Below are 18,390 nucleotides of genomic sequence, written 5' to 3' on the forward strand. Positions count from 1 at the left end.
TGGAAAGGATGTCATCATGGAGGAAATACAAAAAGCCATCCGTCAAATGGAAGCCCACAAGACGGAAGATGCTATAAAAACTCTAACACAATATTTACCAGAGGCTGACGAAGAAGAGAAATTCACGATTGCTGAACTATACATGCAATGGGGGATGCTCGAGGAAGCGAAAATGGTGTTGCACGAACTCATTCAACGCTATCCTAAAGAACAAGAACTGAAAGTCATGATGGCAGAGATCCACATTGACCTTGATGAAGACGACGAAGCGATTGAACTGCTTGACCAATTTGGGCCGGAAGATGAAGACTACTTGCAAGCGCTTGTGCAGCTTGCCGATCTTTATCAAGCCCAGGGACTTTATGAAGTAGCTGAACAGAAGTTACTAATGGCTAAACAAGTGGAGCCGAATTCGGCAATCATTGACTTTGCCTTAGGTGAGCTTGCCTTCTCCAATGGGGAATATTCGAAGAGTATCCCCTATTATGAAAATGCGATGCATCATCAACCGGTCATAGGTGATATTGAAGTGGCTACAAGACTTGCCGAAGCTTATGCGGCAAATGGTGAATTTGAACAAGCGCTTGAGTATTTCCAAAAAGTCGAAGAAGATAATCCAGATGTAATGTTTCGCTACGGTTTCGTAGCTTACCAGGCAAACCGTAACGACATTGCGATCCATGTCTGGGAAGAGTTGATTGAAAAGGACCCTTACTTCCAGTCTGTTTACCCACACTTAGCACAGGCTTATGATTCAGAAGGTATGCCAAAGGAAGCATTGGATATGGCTGAAAATGGTCTTGCCAAAGATGAATTCAATAAGGAACTTTATCATCTCGCCGGTACCTTGTCTCATAGACAGGGAAACAAAGAAGAGGGATACAAGTGGATGAGAGAAGCGGTTGCATTGGACCCAGGTTATAAAGAAGCCATTCTTTTCCTTATTGAAAATTACAAGTCTGATGATATGAATGACAAAATCATTGATTTGATCAACGAGTTGATCTCTCTTGGAGAGGAAGATCCGAATTACTTGTGGGAACTTGCTCAAGCTTATGAAGAGGAAGAGAAATTCAAGGAGGCTTATGAGCAGTATCAACAAGCGTACCCTTCATTGAAGGAAGATACAGATTTCTTGAAATCTTACGGTTATTTCCTTGTAGAAGAAGGAAGGATGTCTGAAGCACGACAGATCTTTGAAGAATACCTGGCTATTGACCCTACAGATACAGAAATTGAGGACTTCGTTGAGCGGCTGAAAGAACAATGAGCTGATTAAAAAAGCGCAGGAGGGGCGCCCATATGCAAACACCAATCTCTGTGGATGAGAAAAAAGACTTTGTCCGCTGGTTTTTAAATCACTTTCAGTTGAAAAAGCGAGAGAGTGTATGGATTCTCAATTATTTAATGAACCATGAATCTCTTTTGTCTAGTGTCCATTTTGTCCAGGAAGTGAAGTTTTGTCCGCGTGGTATGGAAATCAGTGCACAGGGTGTTTCTGACCCACCTTTCCGTTTTTATAAAGGCCAGGTTATGACAAATGATGCCGAGAAATCGTTTCATGACTTAAGGATGAATCAAGGAGAACCTGTCTATATCCAAATGAACTTTGAGAATGCACAGCAATGCTCAAAATATGCTCTCGTACTTGAAGAAAACCCGTATCTACCAAAAGATTACTACTTAAATGACAGAGATAAAAATGAAGCGGAACGCCTTTTATCTGTCAGTCTTTTGCAGCACAGACGGAAAAGTATTGAAAACCGGATCGACGAAGCTCTGATTAATGGGGAACGGGATGAATTCAAAGCATTATGTGGAAAGCTTCAGAAAGTCAAACAGGATTTGAACGCATTTTTATAATATAGGAAAGCCGGAACCTTAAAAAAGGTTCCGGCTTTCATTTTTGTTTAAATATAGTAAAATAAAGAGAAAATGATACATAGATAAAGGATGAAATGAATTATGAGATGGACGAAAGCAGATACTACGCAATACATACCAGAAAAACAGTATATTGATACCGTAATCATTCCCTTGATTCCATTCGATCCAGGTAATGACCAACAGATGGTGAAACAAGCCTTTCAACGGGAATTGAACCAAGTGTTTACGAACCTGATCGAGAAAGAATACAAGGGGAGAATATTCCTGGCGCCGGATTATCACTATCTTGAAGGATCACAAGCTAACGAAACAGAAAGGATCAATCGTTGGATTCATAAGTTTAAAGAGCAGCCTTTCCATCATATCTTCCTTTTTACTTTCGACAGCAAGTGGAAAAAATACGAAGCGAAGCTTGAGGGACACGTACTCTGGGTGCCCGGTATGGGTTCTGGCGATATTCAGTCTACGGAAACACAGTCATTTGTTCGGGAGCAAGCTCACCAAATCAGTGAATTGATCCAGGCCTATTGGTAACTGGATAAAAGTTCCGACAAGGTTTGATAATTTATTGACCGCGCCTTGAGATTGCGCTATCATGGTAATGTCCTAGTAAACTGTGTGTAATCAATCCATGTCGCATGGATTACAGCATAGAGGGGGGAAAAGAATGAGCGATAAAAAACGAGTATCCCGGCGCCAATTTCTAAACTATACACTCACTGGTGTAGGCGGTTTCATGGCAGCGGGCATGCTTGCACCGATGGTTCGTTTCGCAATCGATCCTGTATTGAAAACGAAAGAGGGTGGAGATTTCGTCTCCGTAGCTTCTGTTGATGAAATTACGAATGAACCGCAGCGTTTTGAATGGACGATCGATCAAGTGGATGCTTGGTATGAATCAGAAGTTCAAAAAACAGCGTGGGTGTACAGAAACGACAATGATGAAATTGTAGCACTATCACCGATTTGTACTCACTTGGGATGTACGGTCGACTGGGCCTCCAATGAGGAGTACCCGAACCAATTCTTCTGTCCTTGTCACGCGGGCCGTTACACGAAAGACGGTACCAACGTGCCAGGAACTCCGCCGACGGCGCCACTGCCTCGATTTGAGTTTAAAGTAGAAGAAGGAATGCTTTACTTAGGTGAAACGAAAGATTCAGGAGGGGGGGCATAATACATGCTTCAAAAAATTTACGACTGGGTGGACGAGCGTGTAGATATTACCCCGCTGTGGCGTGATATCGCAGATCACGAAGTTCCTGAACACGTTAACCCGGCACACCATTTTTCAGCATTTGTGTATTGTTTTGGTGGATTGACTTTCTTTGTAACGGTCATTCAAATCCTGTCCGGAATGTTCCTGACCATGTATTATGTGCCGGACATTGAAAACGCTTGGAAATCTGTTTATTACTTGCAACGAGAGGTTGCTTACGGCCAAATCGTCCGTGGTATGCACCACTGGGGAGCGAGTCTCGTCATCGTCATGTTATTCTTACATACGCTACGGGTATTCTTCCAGGGAGCCTACAAAAAGCCTCGTGAGTTGAACTGGGTTATTGGTGTACTTTTGTTCTTCGTCATGTTGGGACTGGGCTTCACAGGATACCTGTTACCTTGGGATAACAAGGCTTACTTCGCAACTCAGGTTGGTCTTGAAATAGCAGCAGCCACACCATTTATCGGTGATCAGATTCGGACATTACTGGCCGGAGACCCATCGATCGTTGGTGCTCAAACGCTTACACGTTTCTTTGCTATTCACGTATTCTTCTTGCCGGCTGCACTATTCGGATTGATGGCGTTCCACTTCATCTTGATCCGTAAACAAGGGATTTCCGGACCACTATAAAATGTATCGTTAAAAAGGAGGGAAAGCTGTGCATAGGGGAAAAGGGATGAAGTTCGTCGGTGATTCACGAATCACGGCTGAACGAAAAGCCAACTTACCAAAAGACTATTCGGAATATCCAGGCCGTACAGAAGCCTTCTGGCCTAACTTCCTGCTGAAGGAGTGGCTCGTAGGATCTGTCTTCTTGATTGGGTTCCTCATTTTGACTGCTGCTCACCCTTCACCACTTGAGCAACAGGCGGATCCAAACAACGCAGGTTATATTCCATTGCCTGACTGGTATTTCTTATTCTTGTATCAATTTCTTAAGTATCAATTCGCAGGTGGAGATTATATCGTTCTCGGTGCGATCGTTATGCCAGGCTTGGCATTCGGTGCCTTACTGCTTGCGCCATTCCTTGATCGTGGCCCAGAAAGACGCCCTCAAAAGCGTCCGATTGCAGTTGGATTGATGCTTTTAGGCTTTATCGCAACCTTCTGGTTGACTTATGAATCTGTTTCTCATGCTGATTATGAAATGCGTGCAGAAAAATACGGAGTCAACGTGGAAGCGGTTGAATCAACAATCAATAAAGATCATCCTGGTTATGCAGTATATGAAGCGAACTGCTTGAGCTGTCACGGGGATGCTCTACAAGGACAAGGGAACTACCCATCTTTGATTGATGCTGAATTAACGGTAGATCAAGTCAAAGATATTGCTGTTAACGGTGTCGGAGAGATGCCTGCCGGTATTTTTGGCGGCAGTGATGAAGAACTCCAGCAACTAGCTGAATTCGTCGTTCAAGCTGGCGGCGGTGAAGCTGGTGGCGAAGGTGGAGAGTCTTCTGGTGAAGAATCCGAAGGTGGATCTGAAGAAGGCTCCTCTGGCGAAGGATCTGAAGGAGACTCTGAAGAAGGATCTTCTGACGAAGGGTCCGAAGGTGGATCCGAGGAGGGCTCTTCTGGTGAAGGGTCTGAAGAGGGATCTTCAGAAGAAGGTTCCAGTGATTCAGAAGGATCTGGATCTGAAGAGTAATTAGATACTTAATTCAATGTAGCCGCGCTTATAAAAGCGCGGCTACATTTGTATTGGAGGTACAAGGTAACATGAAACAAATGATTACCTATCTACTGAAGAATCGAACATTTTTGATTTTGCTATTTTTCATTAATTTATTTGGAACCATTTACGGATACATATGGTACGAACCTCAGCTATCTGTGACTGAGCCCATCTTTCTGCTGTTTGTTCCTGACAGTCCTACAGCCAGTTTGTTTTTTACTATATTCCTTGGATTTTATATCTTCGGTAAAAATGTTCCTTACATAGAAGCACTGGCCATCATCACTCTTTTAAAATATGGAGTATGGGCAGTTGTTATGAATGGTTTAACATTATTGGAATATGGGTCTCTTCCATGGACCGGCTACATGTTAGTTTTTTCACATGGAGCTATGGCTGTCCAAGGTCTTTTGTATGCTCCCTTTTATAAAATAAAAATGAGACATATCGTCGTTGCTGCCATATGGACGCTTCACAATGATGTGATTGATTATGTTTTCGGTCAAATGCCTGTTTATCCAGCCATTGTTGAGTATATGGATGAAATCGGCTATTTTACATTTTGGCTAAGTATCGCATGTGTCCTTTGTACTTATGTCCTAACTGTAAAAAGAAACTCCCGGGTCTAAAATTCTGTTCCTTCTCATAAGATGAAATAATACTTGTGAGAGGGGAGAAGTGAAATGGGACGTGCCATGTTGTTGATCATTTGTTCCCTTATTTTCACACTCGTACCATCTGGCCTTGTGCATTCTTGGTCGGAGGGATCTCCTGATTGGGAATCATTCGCATCACAATATCGCCGGTTGGCTGCTGATGGAAAGTTTGACCTTGCTGAACGGCTTTGGAATAGTAAATATGCGGAGATGGAACAATATGTTCAAACCCTACCAGATGAACATAAAGATGCTTGGGCAAGCCTGGAGGTCCACGCTTCAACAGATAAGCTTACAGAAACTAGATGGGAAGAGGGGCTCATAACTTTCCTCATCGTTACTTCATCTGATGATCCATACACCGCTATAGAAGAAAAACTTGAATCCTTCTCAGATCTTTCAGTTTCTTCATTTTCACTCGAAGATATTGAGGAGGAGTGGAATATGATACGTCCTGTTGTGATGAATTATTCAGACAGATCAAAAGTAAACGAAGCCGATCAAGCGTTGCAGGAATTATCAATCATGGATACGATTACTAGTCGTGAATATTTTATTGGGAAAATCTCAGAGCTCGTTAAGGGGAACTCCCAGCAGGACTGGAATGCTTTCTTATCGACCGCCATTTTTATAGGTGGGGCAATTATAATGACATTGCTTTATGTTGGAGCAATCAATTATAGAGAAAGTTCAAAAAATAGACACACAATGAGAAGTGGTCATAGTTGATTTTTCATGAATTTTTGACTAAAATTGACCTATATACTCACATCCAAGATGGAGGAATGAAAGATGAGTTTTATTATTTACTTTGCGCTAATATTGATTATTCCACTGTGGGCGCAATCAAAGGTGAAAAGCACCTACAAAAAGTATTCAAAAGTTCCGACATCCTCAGCCATGTCAGGCGCAGAGGTAGCTAGAAAAATTCTTGATGATAATGGATTATACAATGTTGCTGTTGAAGAAGTTCGTGGACATTTAACTGATCATTATGACCCTCGTTCGAAAGTCATTCGTCTCTCAACAGATATTTATCATGGTCGTTCAACTGCAGGAGCTGCTGTTGCTGCACACGAAGTCGGTCATGCGATTCAGGATGCACAGGATTATGCATTCTTACGCTTCCGAAGTGCCCTTGTTCCCGTTGCGAGTTTCGGTTCTAACATTTCCATCTTTCTCATTATCGGTGGTTTTCTACTCGGGATGACCGGCCTTGCTTTAGCAGGAATTGTATTCTTTGCAGCTGCTGTCTTGTTCCAATTGATTACTTTACCTGTTGAATTCGATGCTTCAAATCGCGCCATGAGCCAATTGGTGTCAACTGGAGTCATTCGAAATGATGAAGAGCGTAAAACGAAGAAAGTGTTGAACGCTGCGGCGATGACTTACGTTGCCGGTGCTCTCGTGGCACTTGCAGAATTGCTGCGTTTTGTATTCATGTTTGTAGGCATGAACGAAGAATAAATAAGAGAAACCGATCCTTGGAGAAGGATCGGTTTTTTGTTTGCTTGAAAATGTTTATTTGATCAACTTAGTCGATAGGGTTTTTATTCTCATCCAAAGTGAAGCCTTCGCCCATGACATCGTGTACATGACTAACAGCGACAAACGCGTGAGGATCAATATGATCAATGATAGACTTTAGTCTAACGATTTCATTTTTACCGATGACACAATAAAGCACATCCCTTTTTGAACCAGAAAAGGACCCTCTTCCTTCGAGAACGGTTACGCCTCGATCCATTTCCTCCATTACTCGTTTAGAGATTTCCTCACTTTTCTCAGAGATAATCGTTGTCCCTCTCGCCGCGTACGCCCCTTCTTGTATAAAGTCTATGACTCTTGCGCCGACAAAAACAGCTACTAATGTGTACATCCCTCTTGTGTATTCGAGGTAAGTAATAATGGATACAAGAATGACCAGGGCATCAAAAAGGAACATAGCTCTTCCCATACTCCAGCCAAGATATTTATTGACAAGGCGTGCAATAATATCGACTCCTCCTGTCGTCCCGCCGTACCGAAATATAATGCCCAGCCCAACCCCTATGAACACACCTGCGAACAAGGCAGCTAAGGTAAGATCATCGGAGAGGTTGAATTCAATCATATAGTTTTGAGAAACTGAAATGAAAACGGAAACGGCAAGGATTCCGATTAGGGAATAAAAGAACGTGATCCGGCCAAGAATCTTCCATCCTATAATGAGGACTGGAATATTGAGCACAATATTCATAAGCGCAGGATCCCAATCGAACAAGTATAAAAGGAGTAAGGTAATACCAGTAAATCCGCCTTCTCCTAATTCGTTCTGAATGTTGAAATGGACAAGTCCAAAAGAAAAGATAGCGGATCCGATTAAGATCCATATGATATTTTTCACGCGTAGTCCAAAGATTTTCATATGTACACCTCCAATAGTTGTTTCACACGACTTCAATTATAGATAATTCAATGGATGGCGGCAATATCTTCCGGTTTATAATTCTGGCAATATAACTTTGGTATTGATTATTCATAAGGAAGTTTTAAAAGGATATGGCATGATTGTGGAAGGCTCAGTTTCGAGATGTTCTCAATTGGATGGGGGGGCGGAGGAAGATTCTCGAAACCACTTATGGAAATCAGCTTGAATGATTGAACAAAGAGGATAATACTTATTCTCCCAAGCGGGCATTCAGATCGTAAAAGCTTGATATAGAGCGTTTGGTACCTTCATAGGACGGGAGCTTGGCAGTCACTCCCTCTCGGAATGGGGTGATTGGAAAGATGCGAGACTCCTGTGGGTGAAGGAGATAGGCGAGAACCCACAGGACGCAGTCCAAAGAAGCTCGGCGCACCCCCACAGGTAAGCGAGTAGCCTCCCAAGCACCTCTGACTACTAATATGGCAGACAAACAACTGTGATCTCGAAACTAAGTCTTCAAGTAAAGAAAGCTTCTATATAATAAAATATTTACAGGCTCAAACTAAAAAATTTGTCAAATGGCGGCCTTTTGGCTAACATTTAGAGAGAGTCCTTAAAGAAGCGAGGGTTTAGCATGAACTATACGACAAAAGATATCCAAAAAAGAGTGGATGATTACATATCACAATTCAAGGAAGGTTACTTTTCTCCTCTCAGCCTCCAGGCGCGCTTGACAGAAGAAGTCGGAGAGATGGCAAGAGAAATAAACCACCGGTATGGGGAGAAACCAAAAAAGAGTACAGAAGAAGATAAAGCTCTTGAAGAGGAGCTTGGCGATGTTATTTTCGTACTTACATGTTTTGCAAATTCACTGGACATCGACCTCTCTAATGCTTTTGAACAATCCATGAGCAAAATTGAGACGAGGGATAAAGATCGCTGGACACGGAAAGAAGGAGGAATGAAAGGTGAGTAATATTAAAGTGATTGTCGCAGGCCCGCGTGGTAAAATGGGCAAAGAAGCATTAAAAATGATTCATAATCAGTCCACTCTCTCACTTGTGGCTTGTATAGATCGGAAGCACGAAGGAATGGCTGTGAAAGAACTGGATGGCTTTCCTGATATGGAAGCGTTCATTTATACGGATGCTGCACAATGTCTCAGTGAAGTGGAAGCTGATGTTCTCATTGATTTGACAACACCTGAGAATGGATACAAACACACAAAGCTAGCTATTGAAAACGGAGTCAGACCTGTCGTTGGCACAACAGGATTCTCAGAAGAGGAACTAACCGAGTTAACGAATCTCGCATCCGAAAGAGGGATCGGGACAATCATTGCCCCTAATTTCGCGATTGGGGCTGTTCTCATGATGCAATTTTCAAAATGGGCCGCTAAGCATTTCCCAGACGTGGAAATCATTGAAAAGCACCATGACCAAAAGCTTGATGCTCCTTCAGGGACCGCACTTAAAACTGCTGAATTAATTAAAGAGGTGCGCGATCCTCACAAACAAGGACATGAATCAGAAACAGAGACGCTTGAGGGTGCTCGTGGGGCTGATGTTGATGGAATGAGAATTCACAGTATGAGACTTCCAGGTCTTGTGGCTCACCAGGAAGTTATCTTCGGCGGGCATGGGGAGACCTTGACCGTAAAACATGACTCCATTCATCGTGAATCATTCATGAGCGGTGTGAAACTTGCTGCCGAGCGTGTGATGGAACTTGACGTCCTCGTATATGGTCTTGAACACATACTTGACTAACAAGGAGAGGTTTACCATGAATATTGCATTGATTGCACACGATAAAAAGAAAGAAGACATCATTCGTTTTTCAAAAAAATATCATTCCATCTTATCGAAGCACGAATTGTTTGCTACAGGTACAACAGGGATGAGGATTGCAGACGAAGCAGATTTGAAGGTGACGAGGTTTCAATCCGGTCCGCTCGGTGGGGATCAACAAATCGGAGCAAAAATAGCAAGTGAAGAGATGCATATGGTTGTCTTTTTCCGTGATCCGCTAACAGCACAACCTCATGAACCAGATATTAGTGCCTTGCTGAGGTTATGTGATGTTCATCAAATTCCGGTAGCGACTAACCAAGCGATGGCAGATATCATGATTCAAGCTTTGGATCATGAAGACTTTGATTGGAAAGGCATCATTGAAATGAACAGATAACAGGAGTGATCGATTATGGCTAAAATAGGTATCACTTGTTACCCCACCGTAGGGGGATCAGGTGTCATTGCTACAGAGCTCGGGAAATTGCTGGCAGAGAAAGGACATGAGATCCATTTCGTTGCCTCTCAAGTGCCCTTTCGTCTGAACCGAGTATATCCAAATATTTATTATCATGAAGTGGAAGTCAGCAACTATCCAGTCTTCCAGCATCCTCCTTATGACTTAGCTCTAGCAGCGAAGATGGCCGATGTAATCAATAGAGAGGAATTGGATATTCTTCATGTCCATTATGCGATGCCGCATGCCATTTGTGCGATTTTAGCCAAGCAAATGTGTGATCGTGACGTAAAAATCATTACGACCCTTCACGGTACAGATATTACCGTCCTGGGTATTGATTCAAGCCTTAAACAAATGATCCGGTTTGGAATTGAACAGTCAGACAGAGTTACAGCTGTATCGCAAAGTCTTGTGGACCAGACGAAAGAGATGTTACATACAGACCGGTCTATTGACGTCATCTATAACTTTGTAGATGAACGGGAGTATTATCGAAGAGAAGATCAACGTCTGAAAGAACATTATGGGATTCAGGAGGAAGATGCGGTACTCATCCATATATCTAACTTTCGAAGAGTGAAAAGAGTGACCGATGTCATCAAAACCTTTGCAGCTGTGGCAGAGCAAATGCCTGCGAAGCTGCTGCTTGTCGGAGATGGTCCGGAATATTCAGAATGCCATCAACTTGTCCAACAGCTGGGTTTAGAAGACCGTGTCCTCTTTTTAGGAAAGCAGGAAAATGTAAGTGAACTGCTTTCCATTTCAGATTTAAAATTATTGTTATCTGAAAAAGAGAGTTTTGGACTTGTCCTCCTTGAAGCTATGGCTTGTGGTGTCCCTTGTATCGGAACAAATATCGGAGGAATTCCAGAGGTCATTGATCATGGGGAAACCGGTTTTATCGCAGAACTTGGAAATGTCGAACAGATCTCTTACTTCGCTACAAAGTTATTAGAGGATAAGGATCTGCATCAAACGATGGCTGAACAGTCGAAAAGAGTCGTCCATGACAAATTTGCAACGAATACAATCCTTAGACAGTATGAAACTTTATATGAACAGGTCTTGAACTATGAGTAGTCACGAAGTATTTGAACATGCTTTTGAAGTGATCCAAAAGATTGAAGAAGCGGGTGGAGAAGCCTATATCGTCGGTGGGGCTGTGCGTGACTATTTAAGCGGCAGGCCGGTCAATGACATCGATATTGCGACATCGGAAACGCCTGAGCGGATTCAGGAAATTTTTGATAAAGTTATCCCTGTAGGAATCGAACACGGGACGGTAATCGTGCGCCATCGTTCTGTTTCTTACGAAGTGACAACGTATCGGGTGGAAGAAGGCTATGAAGATTATCGCCACCCAGATGAGGTGACATTCGTACAGGATATCACGCTTGATCTTGCTCGAAGAGACTTTACGACCAATGCAATCGCCATGAGCAGGGACGGTAGGCTTATTGATCCTTACCACGGACATGATGCCATTCGGAATAAGAAGATTGAAGCTGTTGGTGAGCCGTCTGAACGTTTTCACGAAGATCCATTGCGAATGATGAGAGCGGTCAGGTTTGCCAGTCAACTTTCATTTAAGATTGAAAAGAGGACCGAAGAAGCCCTGAATCACTTGTCTCCATTACTTCAACACATTTCCATTGAAAGGATTGCAGTGGAAATGGAGAAAATTTTCGGAGGCTCGGATTATGCTTTAGGATTGCAGCTTCTCCAATCAACAGGTTTAAAGAATCATTTGCCCATTCTTAAAGATTTGGACATAAACAGAAATGTTCCGTATTCACCTCTCTTCGGGTGGCACGAAATTATTGCTTTTTATGCTGTGCAGTATCCACAGCTATCTCCAGAGAATTTCATGAAGTCATGGAAACTCTCAAAGGATACAAAGAAGAAAACCGTACAGTTGTTGCACGCTTATAAAATCTATGAAAGAAAGAAGAATGTGACATCATGGCTAGTTTATCAGTTAGATAATGAACTGTTCCCGTCATTCTCTAGATTATTTTCTGCCCTCGATGAAGGAGACATGAATTTGGACAAGGCTTTGACTGATATGAAAGATCAGCTTCCTATTCAAAACAAAAAAGAGCTGTCTTTCCAGGCTAGAGATCTTCTGCAATTGTACACACATCTACCGAAAGGTCCTTGGATCTCAGAGTGGATGGACACGATTGAACACTGTGTGGTCACAGGGGAAATAGAAAATGATTATGAAAAAATAAAGGAGTGGGTGAGGGGATGGAATCCACCCGCAAGCAACTAATCGAGTTACTGAATAACATAGATGGTCATATTTCAGGCCAGGAACTTTCTGACCAATTAGGAATATCCAGGACAGCCGTTTGGAAACACATGAATGAATTAAAAAAAGACGGATATGAAATAGAAGCCGTTCAACGTAAAGGGTATAAAATTTTGTCTTCCCCCGATAAAATTAGTGAGAACACGCTCAGATGGGGATTAGATACAAAATGGATTGGCCATGAGTTGTATCATTACGACCAGGTAGAATCGACCCAGGAAATTGTGCATCAGCTTGCCAAGCAGGGAAAACCTCATGGAACAGTGGTCATTGCAGATGAGCAAGTGAAAGGGAAAGGACGAATGTCTAGAAATTGGGATTCACCGAAAGGTAAGGGGATATGGATGAGTGTCCTCTTACGCCCGAATCTACCTCCAGTGCAAGCACCTCAAATCACCCTCCTGGCAGCGACTGTATTAGCAAGGATGGTTGCAGAAAGGTCTTCGTTGGTTCCGCAAATCAAATGGCCGAATGATCTATTGATCAATCACAAGAAAGTGTCAGGCATTCTTACAGAAATGCAAGCAGAGCAGGATACAATTCAATATATTGTGCTCGGTATGGGAATGAACGTTAACCAAGAAGATCGTGAAATACCCGAAGATATCAAATATAAAGCATCTTCCCTTCAAGTCGAATCCGGTGAGCATTGGAATATTCAACAAACGGTCCAACACATCTTGCGTCTTTTTGAAGAAACCTATGAACGGTTTGAATCCCGTGGGTTTGCATCCGTAAAACAAGAATGGGAACACTTCGGTTACAAAATCGGCGAAGAGGTGACGATCTCTACCATGAGAAAAACCTGGCAGGCGACTCTCATAGGGATTGAGCCTGATGGCGCTTTGCGTGCAAGAAGCAAAGACGGAGAGGAAGAGAAACTGTATTCAGCGGAAATTCATTGGGGAGAGGGAGGATATCATGCGTAATAAGGCACAGTTCCTGCGTATGAAGCATGACGAAGAAAAAATTGTCATGATCACAAGTTATGATTACCCATCAGCGAAAATGTCAGAAGAAGCGGATGTCGACATGATTCTGATCGGCGACAGCTTGGGAATGACGGTGCTTGGTTATGACTCAACGATTCCGGTGACTATGGATGATATGATTCACCATGGGAAGGCGGTTTACCGTGGTGCCCCTGACACCTTCAAAGTCATTGACATGCCCTTCATGTCCTATCACATATCCACAGAGGACACGTTAAAGAATGCTCGAAGACTTTATCAGGAAACAGGAGCCCAAGCATTAAAGCTTGAAGGAAGTGGAGAGGTCTCTGAAGTAATTAAAAAGCTGGTTCATGCCGGAATTCCTGTGGTTGGACATATAGGTCTAACTCCTCAATCCGTCAATGTTCTTGGAGGCTATAAGGTTCAGGGAAAAGACCAGCAATCCGCAGAACGACTGATTGAAGAAGCGCTTGAAATCGAAGCGGCCGGGGCAATGGCGCTCGTCCTTGAATGTGTGCCCAGACAGTTAGCAGAAAAGATTACAAACCGGCTATCCATCCCCACCATTGGAATCGGTGCCGGGGCAGAGTGCGATGGTCAGGTCCTCGTCTACCACGATATCTTAAAGTACGGGGTTGATCGATTACCGAAGTTTGTAAAACCTTATATCGATAGCAACCATCTTTTAGGAGAAGCGGTACAATCTTATGTGAAAGAAGTAAAGATGAAAGTTTTTCCGGAAGAATCCCATACATTTACTATGAACCTTAATGAATTGCCAGAGGAGTAAGGAGATAAATGAAAGTACTAAGAGAAATTGATCTTGTGAACACATGCATTTCCGAATGGAGGAAGAATGGGGAGACCATTGGATTCGTTCCTACGATGGGATATCTTCATGAAGGCCATATCCGCCTTATTCAGGAAGCGAAGAAGGAAAATGACAAAGTTATTCTCAGTATTTTTGTAAACCCGCTTCAGTTTGGGGAAGGAGAAGATTTGGATACATATCCTCGTGATGAGGAACATGATCGTAAAGCAGCAGAAGAAAACGGCGTTGACCTTGTTTTTCTTCCGACAAATGAAACAATGTATCCACAGTCATTATCCGTGAATATGACGGTTACCAAACGGACGAATGTTTTATGCGGAAAGAGTCGTCCAGGGCATTTTGATGGTGTTGTTACTGTCCTCACGAAACTTTTCAATATCACGAGGCCTGACAATGTTTACTTCGGAATGAAAGACGCACAACAAGTAGCTGTCGTGGATGCCTTAATCAAAGACTATAATATGCCTGTTAACCTCATCCCTGTCCCTACGGTACGTGAAGGAGACGGTCTTGCGAAAAGTAGTAGAAACGTCCGTCTTTCCATTGAAGAACGAAAAGAGGCTCCTTTTATACAGGAAGCGCTGCAGTATGGCAGGAAACTTGTTTTGGAAGGGCAGAAGTCAAAAGAATTGATTGCTGAGGCCACAGAGAAGTTTCTTGAAGATAAAACTCGTGGTAAGATAGATTATATTGAATTATTATCTTACCCTGAGTTAGAATTTATAGAGAAGATTGATCGTCCTGTGATTCTCGCTGCGGCTGTATTCTATGACAATGTGAGGTTGATTGATAATGTCGTTTTCGATCAAGAAGGACATATCATCTATGGGTGATCTTCAAGGAGGCCATTTCATATGTTACGTACAATGATGAAAGCAAAAATACACCGTGCACGCGTAACGGAAGCGAATTTGAACTATGTGGGGAGTGTGACAATCGATCAGGATTTGCTTGATCAAGTCGGTATACTTCCCCATGAAAAAGTGCAGATTGTGAACAACAATAATGGCGAACGGCTTGAGACCTACGTGATTGCTGGTGAACGTGGAAGTGGGGTCATCTGCCTGAATGGTGCAGCTGCCCGCCGTGTGCAGCCGGATGACATTGTCATTATTGTTTCCTATGCGATGCTTGATGAGGAAGAGCTGGAAGAGTTCCGCCCAAAGATCGCTCTCATGGATGAGAACAACAAGGTCGAGCAAATCATCGAGGAAGAACCACCTTTACAAGCATTGCCATTATAAGAAATGACTAGCGAGTGAAGAAAGGATCTATGCCACGGTCTTAGGCAAGGTCCTTCCTTTTTGTTGTGAAAGTAGGGATGAACATGAAGAGATTTGCAATTGTGGATTTAGAGACAACAGGAAATGCGGCATCAAAAGGTGATCGAATCATAGAAATCGGTGTGGTTGTTATGGAGGAAAATGGGACAATCGTGGAAGAGTTTTCTTCTCTTGTTTATCCTGAAAAAGATATTCCTCCATTTATACGATCATTAACTGGAATTGAAAATGACGATGTTTTAGATGCACCGCTCTTCTCTGAAATCGTCGAGGATGTTTATCCTCTGTTTCAACATGCTTTCATCGTGGCGCATAATATCGAATTCGATCTTGGATTTTTAAATGATGAATTGACCCGATGCGGTTATCAACCATTACATAATCCGATCATTGATACCGTTGAGTTCGCACGCATTTTGATGCCGACTTCTCCTACTTTTAAATTAGGGCAGCTGGCAGAACGTCTGGAGATGGGGCATGATCGACCACACCGGGCATTGTCAGATGCTCAGGTGACCGCCGATCTTCTTCTTTATTTGTTGAAAGAACTTCAGCGTCTCCCGGAACGTACCATTCACCATTTGCTAAAGATCGAAGGGAAATTGAAAAGTGATTTCAGGGAGTTCTTTCTCAAATATTTAGAGGAAAAACGTTATGGCACGAACCCTGAATCTGATGTGATGCTGAAGCACGGGATTGCCGTCCGTAAGCAAGTGCACGAGCGTGAATCTAAAACCGTTCAACTTCCAGCGTTCGACACATGGAAAACGCAAGTGTTTGAGGGAGAAAATGGCCTCGAAAGCCTGCTTCCTGATTATGAAGTCCGAAAAGGGCAGCAGGAAATGACTTCAAGTGTCAAACGAGCTCTAGAAGAAAATAAGCACGCGATCATAGAGGCAGGTGCTGGAACGGGTAAGTCAGTCGCTTATCTACTATCCGCTGCTTTCCAAGCTATGCAAAGTGGTAGACGTGTCGTCATATCCACTCACACAACAAGTCTTCAGAAACAATTGCTAGAGGAAGAAATACCAAAAGTTGAACGGATGTTTCCCCGTCCGATTAAAGCTGTGCTTTATAAAGGAAAAGCTCATTACATTAGTTTGATACACTTTCACTATGAACTTGAAAGATCGTACCAGGATAACTACGATATTGCACTGACAAAGGCTATGATCCTCGTTTGGTTGACAAAAACACGTACAGGTGATGTTGATGAAATTCAACTTCCTTCAAATGGAAGACAGTTTTGGCATAAAGTATCATCGGAACAATCAAGCAAAACCGTCAGACTTGGTTTTACGGATGATAGTTTTTACCAGTGGGCTCAAGAGAAAGCGGCTCAAGCAGACCTTGTCATTACCAATCATGCCCTTCTGTGTATGGATATAATGAAAGAGGAATCGGCGTTGCCGGATTATGAGCATGTGATTATTGATGAAGCTCATCATTTGGAAGCTGTAGCTAGTCGGTACTTTGGTGTGCGAATGAATTATCGTGAACTTCAACGGTATTTGACCCAATTCGGAGAGATCCTCCATAAGAGTCTTTATAAGGAATGGTCTTTGCAGGAAGACTTTTACACCAATCTAATCAAAGGTCAACAATCCATTGATGAGGCGAAGGAAGAGCTGAGCCACCTTTCACGGTATATTTATCAAAGCGTCAAAAAGCAGAAGCGGTTAGGAAAAGGGAAAAGTGATATTGGTCGTACCCAGCTTCTTTTGAAGCCCGGAGAAATGCCGGCATTCATTGACACAGCTAAAGAAATGTCCCATCGTTTCTTGGCTATGATTAAAAAGTTGATTGTCCATATGGGAAGAATGGAAGAACAGTTGAGAATGCAGCTTGCCGTTAAAGAGGACTACAGTATCCCGATCCTGCTCTCACGATTGAACAATCAAATCGATGTCTGCCACCAAATTCGCTCCCAGCTCATTCATTACTTTGATTTTACGAGAGAAGAAGAAGTGAAATGGGTGGAAATTGAAGGAGAAGGTGCCGTTAACGCGATCTACTTATTCAGTGAACCGTATGATGTCGCTCACCTGCTTGAACAACGACTCTTTAAAAGGAAGAGCAGTGCTATTTTAACGAGTGCCACCTTAACCACAGATGGTTCTTTCGATTACATTCGCAAATCCTTGGGTATGAAAGGCCTTGCCAACACAATGGAAGCTGCGATTCCGTCTCCTTATCAGTTTAAGGAGCAGGTCCAACTTATGGTTCCAAATGATTTTCCAAATATAAAAAGTGAGCCTGACGCTTTTATTGAAGCACTCAGTGAAGCGATTTATTCTGTTGCAGAAGTGACAAAAGGAAGAATGCTCGTTTTATTTACTTCCTATGAAATGCTTCGTCAAACCTACTCACTTTTAAAAGAGTTTATTGACCCAGAAGAGTTCATGGTTTTTGCACAAGGTGTTTCCAGTGGAAGCAGAGATCGTCTGAAAAAAAACTTTCAAGCGTTTGATCAGGCTATTCTTCTTGGGACGAGTTCTTTCTGGGAAGGGGTGGACATCCCCGGAGAGGACCTTTCCTGTTTGATGATGGTCCGTTTACCTTTTCAACCACCAGATCAGCCTATCCAATCGATTAGGAATGAGCGAATGCAAAAAGAAGGAAAAAATTCCTTTATGGAAAAATCCCTTCCTCATGCCATTATTCGATTCAAGCAAGGTTTTGGAAGGTTGATCAGAAGCAGCTCCGATCGAGGAATCGTCTTTATTTGCGATCAGCGGTTGATGGAGGCTCGATATGGTAAATATTTCTTGAATTCCTTGCCAGAAGTTCCTGTTTCTTATGAGTCCACCCGCCAATTGATCAATAAGATCGATAAGTGGCTCTGACTCCAGCGCATGGGACTGGACGTACCTGTTATAATAATAAGCGGACCCCGCACAAT

Annotated in this window: 20 protein-coding genes; 19 read left to right on the plus strand and 1 reads right to left on the minus strand. The window is 42.8% G+C overall.

Going from position 1 to position 18,390, the window contains the following annotated elements:
- Positions 1-16: 16 nt before the first annotated feature.
- The 9 genes from HFA01_RS10695 to HFA01_RS10735 all read left to right on the plus strand — a co-directional run bounded on the left by HFA01_RS10695 (position 17) and on the right by HFA01_RS10735 (position 6,910).
- On the plus strand, positions 17-1,270 hold the full coding sequence (locus HFA01_RS10695; RefSeq protein ID WP_146816062.1) for a tetratricopeptide repeat protein: 1,254 nt from the start codon (positions 17-19) through the stop codon (positions 1,268-1,270).
- 32 nt (positions 1,271-1,302) lie between these two features.
- Positions 1,303-1,863 (plus strand): ReoY family proteolytic degradation factor, encoded by a 561-nt coding sequence (locus HFA01_RS10700; protein WP_146816064.1) that lies wholly within the window; start codon positions 1,303-1,305, stop codon positions 1,861-1,863.
- A 102-nt stretch (positions 1,864-1,965) separates the two neighbouring features.
- Positions 1,966-2,421, plus strand: coding sequence for a YpiF family protein (locus HFA01_RS10705; protein WP_146816066.1), 456 nt, complete (start codon positions 1,966-1,968; stop codon positions 2,419-2,421).
- A 133-nt stretch (positions 2,422-2,554) separates the two neighbouring features.
- The gene (locus tag HFA01_RS10710) at positions 2,555-3,064 is read left to right on the plus strand and encodes a QcrA and Rieske domain-containing protein (protein ID WP_146816068.1); all 510 of its coding nucleotides are present in this window, start codon (positions 2,555-2,557) and stop codon (positions 3,062-3,064) included.
- Between the two features lie 3 nt (positions 3,065-3,067).
- Positions 3,068-3,742 carry a menaquinol-cytochrome c reductase cytochrome b subunit gene (qcrB, locus tag HFA01_RS10715; RefSeq protein ID WP_035504929.1) on the plus strand — a complete coding sequence of 225 codons (675 nt, stop codon included), beginning with the start codon at positions 3,068-3,070 and terminating at the stop codon, positions 3,740-3,742.
- Positions 3,743-3,770: 28 nt separating this feature from the next.
- Complete coding sequence (locus HFA01_RS10720) at positions 3,771-4,760, plus strand: menaquinol-cytochrome c reductase cytochrome b/c subunit (protein ID WP_146816070.1); 990 nt, start codon at positions 3,771-3,773, stop codon at positions 4,758-4,760.
- Positions 4,761-4,840: 80 nt separating this feature from the next.
- Entirely contained in the window at positions 4,841-5,416 is a 576-nt protein-coding gene (lhaT, locus tag HFA01_RS10725) for a lipoprotein heptaprenylglyceryl N-acetyltransferase LhaT (RefSeq protein ID WP_167506224.1), read from the plus strand.
- A 54-nt stretch (positions 5,417-5,470) separates the two neighbouring features.
- Complete coding sequence (locus tag HFA01_RS10730) at positions 5,471-6,172, plus strand: hypothetical protein (protein ID WP_146816074.1); 702 nt, start codon at positions 5,471-5,473, stop codon at positions 6,170-6,172.
- A gap of 63 nt (positions 6,173-6,235) precedes the next feature.
- Entirely contained in the window at positions 6,236-6,910 is a 675-nt protein-coding gene (locus HFA01_RS10735) for a zinc metallopeptidase (RefSeq protein WP_115895308.1), read from the plus strand.
- A 67-nt stretch (positions 6,911-6,977) separates the two neighbouring features.
- On the opposite strand, the gene HFA01_RS10740 is transcribed toward HFA01_RS10735, so the two are convergent.
- Positions 6,978-7,850, minus strand: a complete 873-nt coding sequence (locus HFA01_RS10740) for a YitT family protein (RefSeq protein ID WP_146816076.1) — start codon at positions 7,848-7,850, stop codon at positions 6,978-6,980.
- Positions 7,851-8,487: 637 nt separating this feature from the next.
- Here HFA01_RS10740 and HFA01_RS10745 point away from each other — a divergent pair.
- The 10 genes from HFA01_RS10745 to dinG all read left to right on the plus strand — a co-directional run bounded on the left by HFA01_RS10745 (position 8,488) and on the right by dinG (position 18,334).
- Entirely contained in the window at positions 8,488-8,829 is a 342-nt protein-coding gene (locus tag HFA01_RS10745) for a nucleotide pyrophosphohydrolase (RefSeq protein WP_146816078.1), read from the plus strand.
- Positions 8,822-9,622 (plus strand): 4-hydroxy-tetrahydrodipicolinate reductase, encoded by an 801-nt coding sequence (dapB, locus tag HFA01_RS10750; protein WP_146816080.1) that lies wholly within the window; start codon positions 8,822-8,824, stop codon positions 9,620-9,622. The genes HFA01_RS10745 and dapB overlap by 8 nt, the downstream gene beginning before the upstream one ends.
- Positions 9,623-9,638: 16 nt before the next feature.
- Positions 9,639-10,043, plus strand: coding sequence for a methylglyoxal synthase (gene mgsA / locus HFA01_RS10755; RefSeq protein ID WP_146816082.1), 405 nt, complete (start codon positions 9,639-9,641; stop codon positions 10,041-10,043).
- Between the two features lie 15 nt (positions 10,044-10,058).
- On the plus strand, positions 10,059-11,186 hold the full coding sequence (gene bshA / locus HFA01_RS10760; RefSeq protein WP_371860329.1) for an N-acetyl-alpha-D-glucosaminyl L-malate synthase BshA: 1,128 nt from the start codon (positions 10,059-10,061) through the stop codon (positions 11,184-11,186).
- Complete coding sequence (locus HFA01_RS10765; RefSeq protein ID WP_146816086.1) at positions 11,179-12,381, plus strand: CCA tRNA nucleotidyltransferase; 1,203 nt, start codon at positions 11,179-11,181, stop codon at positions 12,379-12,381. The genes bshA and HFA01_RS10765 overlap by 8 nt, the downstream gene beginning before the upstream one ends.
- On the plus strand, positions 12,357-13,349 hold the full coding sequence (locus tag HFA01_RS10770; RefSeq protein ID WP_146816088.1) for a biotin--[acetyl-CoA-carboxylase] ligase: 993 nt from the start codon (positions 12,357-12,359) through the stop codon (positions 13,347-13,349). The genes HFA01_RS10765 and HFA01_RS10770 overlap by 25 nt, the downstream gene beginning before the upstream one ends.
- Complete coding sequence (gene panB / locus HFA01_RS10775) at positions 13,342-14,163, plus strand: 3-methyl-2-oxobutanoate hydroxymethyltransferase (RefSeq protein WP_146816090.1); 822 nt, start codon at positions 13,342-13,344, stop codon at positions 14,161-14,163. The genes HFA01_RS10770 and panB overlap by 8 nt, the downstream gene beginning before the upstream one ends.
- Before the next feature lie 8 nt (positions 14,164-14,171).
- Positions 14,172-15,038, plus strand: coding sequence for a pantoate--beta-alanine ligase (gene panC / locus HFA01_RS10780; protein ID WP_146816092.1), 867 nt, complete (start codon positions 14,172-14,174; stop codon positions 15,036-15,038).
- Between the two features lie 21 nt (positions 15,039-15,059).
- Complete coding sequence (gene panD / locus HFA01_RS10785; protein WP_146816094.1) at positions 15,060-15,449, plus strand: aspartate 1-decarboxylase; 390 nt, start codon at positions 15,060-15,062, stop codon at positions 15,447-15,449.
- Between the two features lie 83 nt (positions 15,450-15,532).
- The gene (dinG, locus tag HFA01_RS10790; RefSeq protein WP_146816096.1) at positions 15,533-18,334 is read left to right on the plus strand and encodes an ATP-dependent DNA helicase DinG; all 2,802 of its coding nucleotides are present in this window, start codon (positions 15,533-15,535) and stop codon (positions 18,332-18,334) included.
- Positions 18,335-18,390: the final 56 nt, after the last annotated feature.

This window comes from Halobacillus faecis (genome assembly GCF_007991335.1).
Classification (GTDB): Bacteria; Bacillota; Bacilli; order Bacillales; family Halobacillaceae; genus Halobacillus; species Halobacillus faecis.